This is a genomic window from Corynebacterium sp. TAE3-ERU16 (assembly GCF_019209935.1).
Lineage (GTDB): Bacteria > Actinomycetota > Actinomycetes > Mycobacteriales > Mycobacteriaceae > Corynebacterium > Corynebacterium antarcticum.
This window is the reverse complement of the sequence record NZ_JAHUTN010000003.1, coordinates 189,138-202,276: the sequence shown is the minus strand read 5'-3', so window position 1 is coordinate 202,276 and position 13,139 is coordinate 189,138. Positions and strand designations below refer to the sequence as shown.

Below are 13,139 nucleotides of genomic sequence, written 5' to 3'. Positions count from 1 at the left end.
ATGACTACAGCTCTCCAGGAGCAGAACACACAGCAGGCGTCCACCGCCGGCCGTGTCGTGCGCGTCATCGGTCCGGTCGTCGACGTGGAATTCCCGCGCGGCGAGCTTCCGGCCCTGTACAACGCACTGACTGTCGAGATCAAGCTCGAGGCAGTCGCCAAGACCATCACGCTCGAGGTCGCCCAGTACCTGGGTGACAACCTCCTGCGCACCATCTCGATGGCACCGACCGACGGACTCGTCCGCGGCCAGGAGGTCACCGACCTCGGCCGCCCGATCTCCGTCCCCGTCGGCGACGTCGTCAAGGGCCACGTCTTCAACGCCCTCGGTGACTGCCTCGACGAGCCGGGCCTCGGCCGCGACGGTGAGCAGTGGGGCATCCACCGCGATCCGCCGCCCTTCGACCAGCTCGAGGGCAAGACCGAGATCCTCGAGACCGGCATCAAGGTCATCGACCTGCTGACCCCTTACGTCAAGGGTGGAAAGATCGGCCTGTTCGGCGGCGCCGGCGTCGGCAAGACCGTCCTCATCCAGGAGATGATCACCCGTATCGCGCGTGAGTTCTCCGGCACGTCCGTGTTCGCGGGCGTCGGTGAGCGTACCCGTGAGGGTACCGACCTCTTCCTCGAGATGGAGGAGATGGGGGTTCTCCAGGACACCGCACTCGTCTTCGGCCAGATGGACGAGCCGCCGGGAGTCCGTATGCGCGTCGCGCTGTCGGGTCTGACGATGGCGGAGTACTTCCGGGACGTCCAGCACCAGGACGTGCTGCTGTTCATCGACAACATCTTCCGTTTCACCCAGGCCGGCTCCGAGGTCTCGACCCTGCTGGGTCGTATGCCCTCCGCCGTTGGCTACCAGCCCACCCTGGCCGACGAGATGGGTGTGCTCCAGGAGCGCATCACGTCGACGAAGGGCCGCTCGATCACCTCTCTGCAGGCCGTCTACGTGCCCGCCGACGACTACACCGACCCGGCTCCGGCGACCACCTTCGCCCACCTCGACGCGACCACCGAGCTCGACCGCTCGATCGCCTCGAAGGGCATCTACCCGGCCGTGAATCCGCTGACCTCCACGTCGCGGATCCTCGAGCCCGGTATCGTCGGTGAGCGTCACTACAACGTCGCGCAGCGCGTGATCAACATCCTGCAGAAGAACAAGGAACTCCAGGACATCATCGCCATCCTCGGTATGGATGAGCTGTCCGAGGAGGACAAGATCACCGTCCAGCGCGCCCGTCGCCTGGAGCGCTTCCTCGGCCAGAACTTCTTCGTCGCGGAGAAGTTCACCGGTATCCCCGGGTCCTACGTGCCGCTGGAGGACACCATCGTGGCGTTCGAGCGCATCTGCCGCGGCGACTTCGACCACTACCCGGAGCAGGCGTTCAACGGCCTGGGTGGACTGGATGACGTCGAGGCCGCGTACCAGAAGATGAACGAAAAGTAGAAGGGCGGGTCTCATGGCTGAAATCGCCGCTGAACTGGTCGCCGTGGAGCGTAAACTGTGGTCCGGCAACGCCACGATCGTCACGGCCCAGACCACCGAGGGTGAGATCGGCGTACTCGCCGGTCACGAGCCGATGCTCGGTCAACTGATCGAGAATGGCGTCGTGACCATCCGCCCGGCCGAGGGCGATCGTCTCGTCGCGGCCGTCCAGGGTGGGTTCATCTCCGTGTCCAAGGACAAGGTCACCATCCTCGCGGACTACGCCGAATGGGCGTCCGAGGTCGACACCGCCGCCGCGGAGATCGCCCTCAACGAGGACGACCATGACTCCAGGGCACGCGCCGAAGCCGGTCTGCGCGCCGTCCGGCGGAGTCAGGAGAGTTAGAGCCTCCGGCTCGATCCTTCACGCACGACGTGCCCCGGGGAACCATCAATGGTTCCCCGGGGCACGTCGTCTTTTTTCCGCGTGTGATCGCCGCCGTGTCGACCACCTTCCCGGTCGCATCCGGTACGGTTGGCTCGTTTACCCCCGTCAACCTGCCGTTTTCAATCCCCGGGGACCCCCGGCGTCAGAAGTTCGTTGATCAGACGTGCCACGGGTAGGATCGCAGAAAAGCGGTGCATCAGGTGTCAGCGTCGCTGACGTTCCGGAGCTGTGCCGCCGCACCTTGGGCAAGAGGGAGTGATCGGTGGAATTCTTCTGGTACGGGCTGTTCACGTCACTGTGCGTTCTCGTCGTTCTCGCGGGATGGCGCTTCCTTAGAGTCCGGGCGACGGGCTGCGGCATCCTTCTGCGGAGACTTCCGGCCGTCGGGGTCCACGGATGGCGGCACGGTGCGCTCCGGTACTCGGGGGATGGCCTCGAGTTCTACAAGCTGCGTTCCGTCTCTCCCTCCGCCGATCTCCGGTTCCCCCGCACCGGTGCCGAGGTGACGGAGCGTCGGGAACCAACTGTCGCCGAAATGACGTTCATGCCCGCAGGTGTCCGCATCATCGAGTTGTCCGTCCTCGACGACCGCTACGAACTCGCCCTCGACGGACACGGTGAAACCGCCCTGACGTCCTGGATCGAATCCGCACCCAGCGCCCGGCAGGAACGACGGTTCCGGCCGCTCGACCGGTGACCGTGGCGGGCGCCGTCAACCGGCGCGGTACGGCACGCTAAACTACGAGGAATGCGACTCGTCATAGCCCGTTGTTCCGTCGACTACATCGGACGCCTGGAGGCGCACCTCCCGTCCGCCGACAGACTGCTCCTCGTCAAAGCCGACGGTTCGGTGTCGGTCCACGCCGATGACCGCGCCTACAAACCGTTGAACTGGATGACGCCACCCTGCACGCTCCGGGAGGAGCCCGTCGAGGTCGACGTCGACGAGGACGACGCGGGGCACACGCTCTGGATCGTGGAGAACTCCAGGGGCGAGCAGCTCCGGATCACCATCGAGAAGATCCACTCCGACGTCACCCACGAGCTCGGGCAGGACCCCGGCCTGATCAAGGACGGCGTGGAGGCCCACCTGCAGGAGCTTCTCGCCGAACAGATCACCACCCTCGGCGACGGGTACACGCTCGTCCGTCGGGAGTTCCCGACCGCGATCGGTCCGGTCGACATCCTCTGCCGGAACGCCGCCGGCGAGGCGGTGGCGGTGGAGATCAAACGGCGCGGCGAGATCGACGGGGTCGAACAGCTGACCCGGTACCTTGAGCTCCTCAACAGGGATGAACTCCTGGCACCGGTACGCGGGGTGTTTGCCGCACAGCAGATCAAGCCACAGGCCCGGACCCTCGCGGAGGACCGCGGCATCAGGTGTGTCGTGCTCGACTACCAGGCGCTACGGGGCACCGAGTCATCCGAGCTGCGTCTCTTCTGATGCCCCGGCGCAATCATCCCAGGGGAGGGCGCCGTACCGGGCGCTCCAGCCCGCAGCAGGGCCCGCGTCCGCTGCCGAGGGACGGGGCGGTGTTCCACGGGACCCAGGAGATGCCCGGACCGGCGTACACCGGTGGGGCGCCGCACCTCGTGCGGAGGATCGGGTCGACCGGAGCGAGGAAGTTCTACGTCTGCCCCGGCTGCAACCAGAACATCCCGCCGGGTGTCGCACACATCGTGGCGTGGCCGAAGGATCTGGGGCGCGGCGCCGATGACCGGCGGCACTGGCACCGGCACTGCTGGGAAAGGCGTTAATCGGACGCGGGCTCGGTGAGCTCGAGGAGGACACCGCCGGCGTCCTTCGGGTGGACGAAGTTGATCCTCGCACCACCGGTGCCGCGCTTCGGCTCGGGGTAGAGCAGGCGGACACCGTTGTCGCGGAGGTGTTCACACAACGCGTCCATGTTGTCGGTGCGCAGACACATCTGCTGCAGGCCCGGCCCCTTCTTCTCCAGGAACTTCGCGATGGTGGAGGACTCATTCAGCGGTGCGAGGAGCTGGATGACGCCGGCGGTCGGCGCATGGTCAGCGGGCCCGACCATCGCCTCGACGACACCCTGCTCCTCGTTCGTCTCCTGGTGGAGGTTCACCCAGCCGAAGGCACTCCGGTAGAACTCGAGAGCCGCCTCGAGGTCGGGGACCGCGATGCCGACGTGGTCGAGGCAGGTGACGTACTCATGGGGGATATCGATGGGATTGTTCATGCAGGCCATTTTACTCCCGTCGGAGCCCGACCGGGCCTCGTTCGGAGGAACACCCGGCGGTCTTCGGTAGCCTGGGGCCATGATCGTCGCATTCTCAGTCGCCCCCACCGAAACGCCCGGCAGCAAGGCGGAGATGGCGGACGCCGTCGCCGAAGCCGTCCGTGTCGTCCGCGCCTCCGGCCTACCCAACGAGACCAACGCCATGTTCACCCTCATCGAGGGTGAGTGGGACGAGGTCATGGACGTCGTCAAACGCGCCACCGACGCCGTGGTCGCCGTCTCCCCGCGGGTCGGGCTGGTTCTCAAGGCCGACATCCGACCGGGCTACACTGGTCAGCTGACCGCCAAGGTCGACGCCGTGAACCGGCGCCTGGCCGCAGCCGAGGAAAAGGAGAACGGACTATGACCACTCCCGAACGTTTCACCGCCGGAGCCGTGGACCTGGGCGAGATCAAGGCCCGGGCGGAGGCCCGCTCCCAGGCACAGTCCCGGGGAGGGAACGCCGGGGGAGGGATCCCCACCTCCTTCACCGTCACCCGGTCGAACATCGAGTCCGAGGTGATCGAACGGTCCATGCAGGTCCCGGTCGTCCTGCTCATCGGCTCGGATGAGGTCGAATCCTCTCGGCAGTTGCGTACCGATCTCAAGGATCTCGCCGCAGCCGCGGGACATGACTGGCTGTTCGGGTACATCGACGCACAGGCCGCCCCCGAACTGGCGCAGATCTTCGGCGTCACGGCGCTGCCGACCGTCGTCGCCATAGCCGGTGGAAGGCCGCTCGCGGACTTCCAGGGCGGCCAGCCGCAGTCCGCACTCCAGGAGTGGACCGCCGCCGTGGTCGGGGCCTGCGCCGGGAAGCTCCAGGGGCTCCCGCAGCAGGACGGCACCGAGGACTCCGCCGACGAAGAGGAGCCGGGGGACCCGCGCTTCGCTCCGGCGGAGGACGCCATGGCGCAGGGTGATTTCGACGCGGCCATCGCCGTCTACGATGACATCCTGGCGAAGGAACCCGCGAACACGGACGCGAAACTCGCGCGGGACAATGCCCGTCTGCTCAAGCGCCTGTCCGGGGCGGATCCCGCGGTGGACGCCGTCGCCGAAGCCGACGCGGACCCCTCCGACATCGACAAGGCCTTCGCGGCCGCGGACGCCGCCATCGCCGCGGGTGATCCGGAACCCGCCTTCGATCGGCTCATCACGTTGCTCGCCTCGAACACTGGCGACCGGAAGGCCACGGTCAAGGAGCGGCTGCTGGAACTCTTCGCGCTGTTCGCCACAGACGATCCTCGGGTCATCGCCGCCCGGGGCCGCATGGCCAGCGCCCTGTTCTGACCGACCGATCAACGAGACGGTGCCCCGTGCGGCCCCTGTCATCAGGGGACTGCACGGGGCACCAACCGTGTCATGTGGTGGAGCCGGTGGCCTAGCCGCGGTGGCGGTACCACTGGGTCGACATCGCCGGCACATGCAGGGTCACCGAGTGCGGCTTGCCGTCCCAGCCGTAGTCGTCGGCGTGGATGACCCGGCGGAGGTCGTTCCCGGCACCGGCGTAGTTCTCCGCGTCGGTGTTGAGCACGAGTTCCCAGTCGCCGCCGACCGGCAGTCCGAAGGTGTAGGACAGCTGACTGTTGCCGCCGAGGTTGCTGACGCAGAGCAGCTTCTCGCCGCCGGCGCCGTGACGGAGGAACGCGAGGATGTTGTTCTCGGCGTCGTCGGCCTTGACCCAGTCGAACCCGTCACCGGTGAAGTCCCGGGTGTAGAGGGCCGGTTCGTCGACGTAGCGGTGGTTCATGTCGCGCACCAGGTCACGGACGCCGGTGTGGTACTCGCCCTCCCAGCCGAAGAGATTGCCCCAGTCGAGGGAGCGGCTCTCCGACCACTCGGAGGTCTGCGCCCATTCGAGACCCTGGAACAGAAGCTGCTTGCCGGGGTGCGCCCACATGTAGGCGAGCAGAGTCCGGGCACCGGCGGCTTTGTTCCAGGAATCGCCGGGCATCCGCTCCCACAGAGAGCCCTTCCCGTGGACGACCTCGTCGTGGCTGATCGGCAGGATGAACTTCTCGGAGAACGCGTACACCAGTGAGAAGGTGATCTCGTTGTGGTGCCAGCTGCGGTTGATCGGGTCCTCACCGAAGTACCGCAGCGTGTCGTTCATCCACCCCATGTTCCATTTCATGGAGAAACCGAGCCCGCCCTCGGTGGTCGGCGCGGTCACACCCGGCCAGGAGGTGGACTCCTCGGCGATGGTCAGTGCGCCCGGGTGGTGGCGGTGCACCGTCGCGTTCATCTCCTGGAGGAACTGCACCGCCTCCAGGTGCTCGCGGCCGCCGTGGACGTTAGGCAGCCACTCGCCCTCCTTGCGGGAGTAGTCGAGATACAGCATCGAGGCCACGGCGTCGACCCGCAGGCCGTCGATGTGGAACTCCTCCAGCCAGTAGAGTGCGTTGGCCACCAGGAAGTTACGGACCTCGGGTCGGCCGAAGTCGAAGACGCAGGTGCCCCAGTCGAGCTGTTCACCGCGCCGCCAGTCCGGGTGTTCGTAGAGTGCGGAGCCGTCGAACCGGGCGAGCGCCCACTCGTCCTTGGGGAAGTGTGCGGGAACCCAGTCGACGAGGACCCCGATGCCGCGGGCGTGGAAGGCGTCGACCAGTGCGCGGAACTCATCCGCCGTGCCCCACCGCGAGGAGGGAGCGTAGTAGCCGGTGACCTGGTAGCCCCAGGAACCACCGAAGGGGTGCTCGGCGACCGGCATGAACTCGACGTGCGTGTAGCCCATGTCGGCGACGTAGTCGACGAGTTCATCCGCCAGCTCGGTGTAGGTCAGGCCGTACTTCCAGGAACCGAGATGCACCTCGTAGATGCTCATGGGGGACGCGTCCCAGTCGGTCGAGTCGCGCTGCTCGAGCCACCCGGAGTCGCGCCACCGGTAGTCCGATTCCGCGACGATCGAGCCCGTCGCGGGCGGTGCCTCGGTCAGGCGTGCCATCGGGTCCGCCTTGTCGAGGCGGGTGCCGTCGTGCGTGTGGATCGCGTACTTGTACACCTCCCCGGCGTACACGCCGGGAACGAACACCTCCCACACACCGGAGGATCCGAGTGCGCGCATCGGCGTCTGGGACGGGTTCCAGCCGTTGAAGTCGCCGATGACGGCGACGCCCGCCGCATTGGGCGCCCACACCGCGAAGGAGGTGCCGATGACGGGGCCGAGGACCGTGTCGTAGCGGCGGACCCGCGCGCCGAGTACCTCCCAGAGGCGCTCGTGGCGTCCCTCGTTGATCAGGTGGATGTCGGTCTCGCCCAGCGTCGGGAGGAAGCAGTATCCGTCGGCACGGGTCACGGTGCCCCCGCCGGACCAGGTGATGATCAGTTCGTAGGCTACCGAGGTGGTGTCCGGGAGGGCGGCGACGTAGACGTCGTCGCCGATGGGCTGCATGTCGACGGGCTCGCGTCCCTCCACGTGCAGCTGGACCCGTTCGGCTCCGATCTGGCGGGTCCGGATCACTGAACCCGACTCAGTGTGGTGCCAGCCGTAGACGCCGTGGGGGTCGTGGTGGCGGCAGGTCGAGAGCAGCTGCCAGTCGCCGTCGGCGATCAGGAGTCGGTCGGGGACGTTCGGGGAGTTCATGGCGGTGTCCTTAGAGGGGTTGACTGTGGCGCGGGGCTGGCGGATCGGCGCCCGGGGCGGGCCGCTGCTGTTGCACGGTACGCGGCACCCGGGCGGGAAGCTAGGCCCGGTAGCGGTCGATCCGGCGCCAGGCGAGTTGCTCGCGGCGTTCGGGGTCCACCGTGGGGAGGATGAGGAGGTGCGCGACGTTGTTCCACGGTTCGAGGCGGACGTAGTTGTGCTCGCCCCAGAGGTAGTCGGCGCCGCTGATCTCATCGTGGACGTCGAACATCGCGCCCGGGTCGAGCCCCAGGCGTTCGAGGTCGAGATGGACCGTCGTCTCCACCGCGTTGTAGGGGTCGAGGTTGACCACGACGAGGACCGCGTCACCGGACACCGGATCGACCTTCGAGTAGGCGATGATCTGGTCGGAGTCGGTCGCGTGGAAGTCCAGGATCCGGAGCTGCTGCAGGGCGGGGTGTTCGCGGCGGACCCGGTTGAGGGTGCCGATGAACACCGAGAGTGAGTCGCCGGATTCCTCCGCGGCGGCGTAGTCCCTCGGGCGGAGCTCGAACTTCTCGCTGTCCAGGTACTCCTCGCTGCCGGGCTTGAGAGCCCGGTGCTCGTAGAGCTCGTAGCCGGAGTAGACGCCCCACAGCGGCGACATCGTCGCCGCGAGTACGGCCCGCAGGGCGAACATACCGCGTCCCCCGTACTGCAGTGAGGCGTGCAGGATGTCCGGGGTGTTGACGAAGAGATTGGGGCGGCACACATCCGCCATCCGGGAGATCTCCTGGCCGAACTCGGTCAGCTCCCGTTTCGTGGTCTGCCACGTGAAGTAGGTGTAGGACTGGCTGAATCCCGCCTTCGCCAGACCGTACAGGCGGGGCCGGCGGGTGAAGGCCTCGGCGAGGAAGATGACCTCCGGGTGCTTCTCGTGGACGGCGTTGATGAGCCATTCCCAGAAGTTGGCCGGCTTGGTGTGCGGGTTGTCCACGCGGAACGTGGTGACGCCGTGGCCGACCCAGAACAGCACCACCCGGAGGACCTCCCGGTAGAGCCCGTCGGGGTCGTTGTCGAAGTTCAGGGGGTAGATGTCCTGGTACTTCTTCGGGGGGTTCTCCGCGTAGGCGATCGAGCCGTCGGGCAGGACCGTGAACCACTCGGGATGCTCCGCGGCCCAGGGGTGATCCGGGGCGCACTGCAGCGCGAGGTCGAGGGCGACCTCCAGACCGAGTTCCTCCGCGCGGGACACGAGAGCGTCGAAGTCGTCGATGGTGCCCAGCGCGGGGTGCACGGCGTCGTGGCCGCCGGCGGTGGAGCCGATGGCCCACGGTGAACCGACATCCTCAGGAGTGGGGGTGAGTGTGTTGTTGCGGCCCTTGCGGTTGATCTCACCGATGGGGTGGATCGGCGGGAAGTAGACGGTGTCGAAGCCCATTCCGGCGACGCGGTCGAGTTCGGCGGCTGCGGTGGCGAAGGTGCCGTGCACCGGCCGGCCGTCCTCGTCGACGCCGCCGGTCGACCGCGGGAAGAACTCGTACCAGGAGCTGAACAGCGCCTTCGGGCGTTCGACCTTGATCTTACGGGTGATGCCGCGGGTCAGCAGTTCGCGGAGGGGATGGCTGTCCAGGAGGTCGACGAAGTCCGCTTCGAAGGCGGGGGCCACAGCCTCGGCGGGGGAGACGTCCTCCCGGCGGAGACTCTCGACCACGGACGTGAATTCGGGACGGCGCTTCTTCGGAGCCCCCTCGGCGGCACGGAGGAACAGGCGCGCGCCGATCTCCAGGTCGTTGGCCAGGTCCGCGCGGGTCTGGCCGGCGTCGATCTTGGAGGTTACCGCGTGCCGCCAGGTGGCGACCGGGTCCGACCAGACGTCGATGCGGAAGGTCCACGTCCCCGGAGCATCCGGGATGACGACGGCGTTGACCTGGTCCTCGTCGTGCGGGCTGGTGTGCATCGGGATGCGGACGGTACGCCGGAACCCGGGCGAGGCTTCGGGGCCCCGGACGTTGAGGGTGGCGGAGATCGCGTCGTGTCCCTCGCGCCACGCCAGACCTGAGATCGGTACCACCTCACCGACCACAGCCTTCGTGGGGTGTCGACCCCCGGAGATCACGGGGCGGACATCATCTAGGCCAAGGCGATTAGTCACTGTTTCCTCATTCGTGGTTGTCCGGTTTACCCCGGCTCACGCCGGTGGACGGTGGATCGACGGGGTGCCGCGGTCGATCCACCGGTGCTCAACCAAGTCTAGTTGAGTGCTCCCGGATGTACCCGCCTGATTCCGACCCCGGCATGCGGAACCCCGGGCACCCGTCATGGTGCCCGGGGTTCCGCATGCCGGATGGGGGGGACTGTCAGGAGTTGTCCGCTACCGGATCATCCACGATGCACTTGAGCTGCTCACCGGTGTAGAGCATCTCCATCTTGACGGTGATCGGTTTGAACCATTCGTGTTCCTTGACACCGGTCCTGCGGTCGATGTGCAGCGGGTAGTGCTCCGGGGCCTCGACCTTGAGCGTCAGGGTGAGGTGTGCGGGGTCGTCGAGCGTTCCGACCAGGCCCTTGGCTTCGGCGGTCCGGGGGATGTTCGTTCCGTAGTGAGAGCCGTCGACCGCGTTCATCTCCATGAACTTGCCTGACACGATCTCCTTGCCGTCCGCGTCCGTGATCTTGTAACTGATCCGGAGATCCGCGGGGGTCTCCCCGACGGACCAACCGTAGTCCTCGCCCTTCTCGTTGGTCTTGACGTCCGCTTCGATGTGGGCGATCGAGTCCCTGTACGAGGGCATGCTGTCGCCGTTGTTGTTCATGTAGGCGGGCTGGAAGTACGCCGCGTCGATGTCGAAGGGGCCCGCGGTCGTGGAACCGATCGGGATCTCGTGGTTCTCACCGTCATCCTCCGGGGTGCCGCACACGGAGGCCTCCAGACGGGGGTCCCCGGCCTGTTCACCGGACTGCCCGGAGGTCGCCGCGGCAGCTGTGGTGGTGGATTCCTCGGCGGATCCCTCGGTGCCGTCCGAACTGCAGGCTGTCAGCGTGGTTGTGATTGTGGTGGCGGCGACAGCGATGGCCGCAGCCTTCCTCATCAGGCGCTTATTCATCTCTTCTCCCTGTGGAAAATGGTGGATGGTGGTCTCGGTCGGGACAGGGGGAGGCGAGGTGTCTCAGGCGACCCGGCTCGGAGGAACCATGGAAATCGGGACCAGATCCCTGAAAAGGGACTGCCCGAACGGGGTCGATGATAGGTTTGGCTCACCTTCAAGTCAAAGGGGGGTGCGGTTTCCACCCCGGACGTGGCAGACGCCCAACCGGTTCCGGATGGTCCATGATGGAGGGGTGACTGTGAATGAGACCGAAACCGACCTGGACCTGCTCATCGACTTCCGCGACGTGTCCTTCGTCCGTGACGGGGCAACACTCGTCGGGGATGTCACCTGGCAGGTGGAACTCGACGAGCGGTGGGTGATCATCGGACCGAACGGAGCGGGGAAGACGACCCTCCTCCGGATGGCGGCGGCCGAGGAGTACCCCTCCGACGGGGTTGCCTTCATCATGGGGGAGCGGATCGGGCGCACCGACATGCGTGACCTCCGGGCCATGATCGGGGTGTCGTCCGCCGCCCTCGGCAATCGCATCCCCCCGACCGAGGAGGTGGGGGACCTCGTGGTCTCCGCGGGCTACGCCATCCTCGGCAGGTGGCGCGAGGAGTACGACGAGCGCGACCTCGAGCAGGCCCGCACCATCCTCGAGCAGGTGGGCGCGTACCACCTGCAGGGGCGCACGTGGGGGACCCTGTCAGAGGGGGAGCGCAAACGCGTTCTGATCGCCCGCGCACTCATGACCAACCCGGAGCTCCTCCTCCTCGACGAACCAGGCGCCGGCCTGGATCTGGGCGGGCGGGAGGACCTCGTCGGGCACCTGGGGGAACTCGCGCTCGATCCCGACGCCCCGGCGATCGTGATGATCACCCACCACGTCGAGGAGATCCCCGCAGGCTTCACCCACGCGATGCTCCTCGACGAGGGGGCCGTGGTCGCGCAGGGGCTCATCGATGACGTCCTCACCGGAGAGAACCTCACCCGCGCGTTCCACCAGCCGATCCAGCTCGACCGGATCGACGGACGCTACTTCGCCCGGCGGGCACCCCGCGCCGGGCGTGGGAGCCACCGGAAGTAGATGTCGTACACGCTCGAGGAGGTCGACTTCCTCCGGTCCCACCGCGCGCAGATCGCGGAGGTCACCGCGGAACTCGCGCTCACCCGCCGCAGCCTCATCGCCGACACCGAGGTCCTCCGCAGGCACTTCGGTGGGCACGCGCGCGCCGTCACCGAACTCGTCACCGCGCGCCGTTCGTCCGCAGGCAAGCTGCCCTCCGACTGGCTGATGTGCGGTGAATCCGCACAGCAGGCGACCCCGCCCGTCGTCGTCGCCGTCCGGGCGCGACGGATCGCTGAACACCTCGGCGCGGGTGCCCGTGTGCACGACGTGACCTGCTCCATCGGCACCGAACTGCCACCGCTGGCCGACGCGGGGCTGGCCGTCACCGGATCCGACCTCGACCCCGTCCGGGCCCGGATGGCCCGGGTCAACACCGGAGCGGGCGTCGTGGTCGCGGACGCCCTGGTCCCGGCCCTGAGCCCGGGGGCCGTCGACGTCGTCGTGGCCGACCCCGCACGCCGGGCGGGAGGGCGTCGCATCACCCGCCCCGACCAGCTGCTACCACCGCTGCCCGCCCTGATCGCCGCCCACGCCGGGACCCCGGTGGCGGTGAAGTGCGCACCGGGGCTGGATTTCAGTGGATGGGACGGCCCCGTGAGTGTCGTCAGCGTCGACGGCGGAGTCAAGGAGGCGTGCCTGTATTCGCCGCAACTCGGTGGCGGTGAGCGGCGCGAGGCGGTGATGATCTCCACGAAGGCGGGGACCGGACCGCGCCTCGACCGGATCACCGATCTCTCCGGTGACGGTGACGGGGAGAGTCTCACCGGTCCACCCGGCCGGTACATCATCGACCCCGACGGTGCCGTCGTCCGTGCGGGGCTGGTCCGCCACTACGCACTGCGCGAGGGCCTGTGGATGCTCGACGACCGGATCGCCCACCTCACCGGTGACCGTATCCCGGAGGGCAGGACCGGATTTCCATTCATCGAACAGGTGCCGCTGAAGAAGCTGAAGGCGGTTCTCCGGAATCACGGATGCGGCGCGCTGGAGATACTCGTGCGTGGCGTGGACATCGATCCGGACAAACTCCGCCGGAACCTCAAACCCGCCGGTGAACGCCCCATGGCCGTCGTGGTGACCCGGATCGGTTCGGCCGGGGTCGCCCTGGTCTGTGGTCCCCGGACCGGGGGCGTTGACCGCAGCTGACAGGTTGTTCGCCCGGTGGCGACGGGAGCGTCGACGGCGGCTAGACTGGCGGCCAGCCTGGGAGCCGTGGTGTCCCCTCCGGCGC

The 13,139-nt window shown here is 67.5% G+C and carries 13 protein-coding genes; 9 read left to right on the top strand and 4 right to left on the bottom strand.

All coding sequences use genetic code 11. The features are described 5' to 3' along the window. From atpD to KRX55_RS04780, 5 genes are all read left to right on the top strand, one after another. Entirely contained in the window at positions 1 to 1,446 is a 1,446-nt protein-coding gene (gene atpD / locus KRX55_RS04800) for a F0F1 ATP synthase subunit beta (protein WP_198735648.1), read from the top strand. Between the two features lie 13 nt (positions 1,447 to 1,459). Then, complete coding sequence (locus tag KRX55_RS04795; RefSeq protein WP_218406653.1) at positions 1,460 to 1,831, top strand: F0F1 ATP synthase subunit epsilon; 372 nt, start codon at positions 1,460 to 1,462, stop codon at positions 1,829 to 1,831. Between the two features lie 304 nt (positions 1,832 to 2,135). Continuing rightward, a complete protein-coding gene (locus tag KRX55_RS04790; protein ID WP_218406652.1) occupies positions 2,136 to 2,570 on the top strand; it encodes a DUF2550 domain-containing protein in 435 nt (144 codons plus the stop codon). Positions 2,571 to 2,621: 51 nt separating this feature from the next. After that, positions 2,622 to 3,317, top strand: a complete 696-nt coding sequence (gene nucS, locus KRX55_RS04785; protein WP_218406651.1) for an endonuclease NucS — start codon at positions 2,622 to 2,624, stop codon at positions 3,315 to 3,317. Beyond that, on the top strand, positions 3,317 to 3,631 hold the full coding sequence (locus KRX55_RS04780; RefSeq protein ID WP_255567561.1) for a hypothetical protein: 315 nt from the start codon (positions 3,317 to 3,319) through the stop codon (positions 3,629 to 3,631). Before nucS ends, KRX55_RS04780 begins: the two co-directional genes overlap by 1 nt. On the opposite strand, the gene mce is transcribed toward KRX55_RS04780, so the two are convergent. Continuing rightward, on the bottom strand, positions 3,628 to 4,089 hold the full coding sequence (mce, locus tag KRX55_RS04775) for a methylmalonyl-CoA epimerase (protein ID WP_218406650.1): 462 nt from the start codon (positions 4,087 to 4,089) through the stop codon (positions 3,628 to 3,630). The two genes, KRX55_RS04780 and mce, sit on opposite strands and share 4 nt — an antisense overlap. A gap of 70 nt (positions 4,090 to 4,159) precedes the next feature. Between mce and KRX55_RS04770 the strand changes: the two genes are divergently transcribed. Then, positions 4,160 to 4,486, top strand: a complete 327-nt coding sequence (locus KRX55_RS04770; RefSeq protein WP_200258894.1) for a thiamine-binding protein — start codon at positions 4,160 to 4,162, stop codon at positions 4,484 to 4,486. Continuing rightward, positions 4,483 to 5,412: a tetratricopeptide repeat protein gene (locus KRX55_RS04765; protein ID WP_218406649.1), complete on the top strand. Its 930-nt coding sequence runs from the start codon at positions 4,483 to 4,485 to the stop codon at positions 5,410 to 5,412. Before KRX55_RS04770 ends, KRX55_RS04765 begins: the two co-directional genes overlap by 4 nt. A gap of 91 nt (positions 5,413 to 5,503) precedes the next feature. Here the strand turns inward: KRX55_RS04765 and glgB are convergent, their stop codons facing one another. From glgB to KRX55_RS04750, 3 genes are all read right to left on the bottom strand, one after another. After that, the gene (gene glgB / locus KRX55_RS04760; RefSeq protein ID WP_218406648.1) at positions 5,504 to 7,705 is read right to left on the bottom strand and encodes a 1,4-alpha-glucan branching protein GlgB; all 2,202 of its coding nucleotides are present in this window, start codon (positions 7,703 to 7,705) and stop codon (positions 5,504 to 5,506) included. Positions 7,706 to 7,805: 100 nt separating this feature from the next. Next, positions 7,806 to 9,839, bottom strand: coding sequence for an alpha-1,4-glucan--maltose-1-phosphate maltosyltransferase (locus KRX55_RS04755; RefSeq protein WP_218406647.1), 2,034 nt, complete (start codon positions 9,837 to 9,839; stop codon positions 7,806 to 7,808). 205 nt (positions 9,840 to 10,044) lie between these two features. After that, on the bottom strand, positions 10,045 to 10,791 hold the full coding sequence (locus KRX55_RS04750; protein ID WP_218406646.1) for an iron transporter: 747 nt from the start codon (positions 10,789 to 10,791) through the stop codon (positions 10,045 to 10,047). 217 nt (positions 10,792 to 11,008) lie between these two features. Here KRX55_RS04750 and KRX55_RS04745 point away from each other — a divergent pair, with 217 nt between their 5' ends. Both KRX55_RS04745 and KRX55_RS04740 read left to right on the top strand, forming a co-directional pair. Next, positions 11,009 to 11,866, top strand: coding sequence for an ABC transporter ATP-binding protein (locus KRX55_RS04745; RefSeq protein ID WP_218406645.1), 858 nt, complete (start codon positions 11,009 to 11,011; stop codon positions 11,864 to 11,866). Beyond that, the gene (locus KRX55_RS04740) at positions 11,867 to 13,054 is read left to right on the top strand and encodes a class I SAM-dependent methyltransferase (protein ID WP_218406644.1); all 1,188 of its coding nucleotides are present in this window, start codon (positions 11,867 to 11,869) and stop codon (positions 13,052 to 13,054) included. Positions 13,055 to 13,139 lie beyond the last annotated feature (85 nt).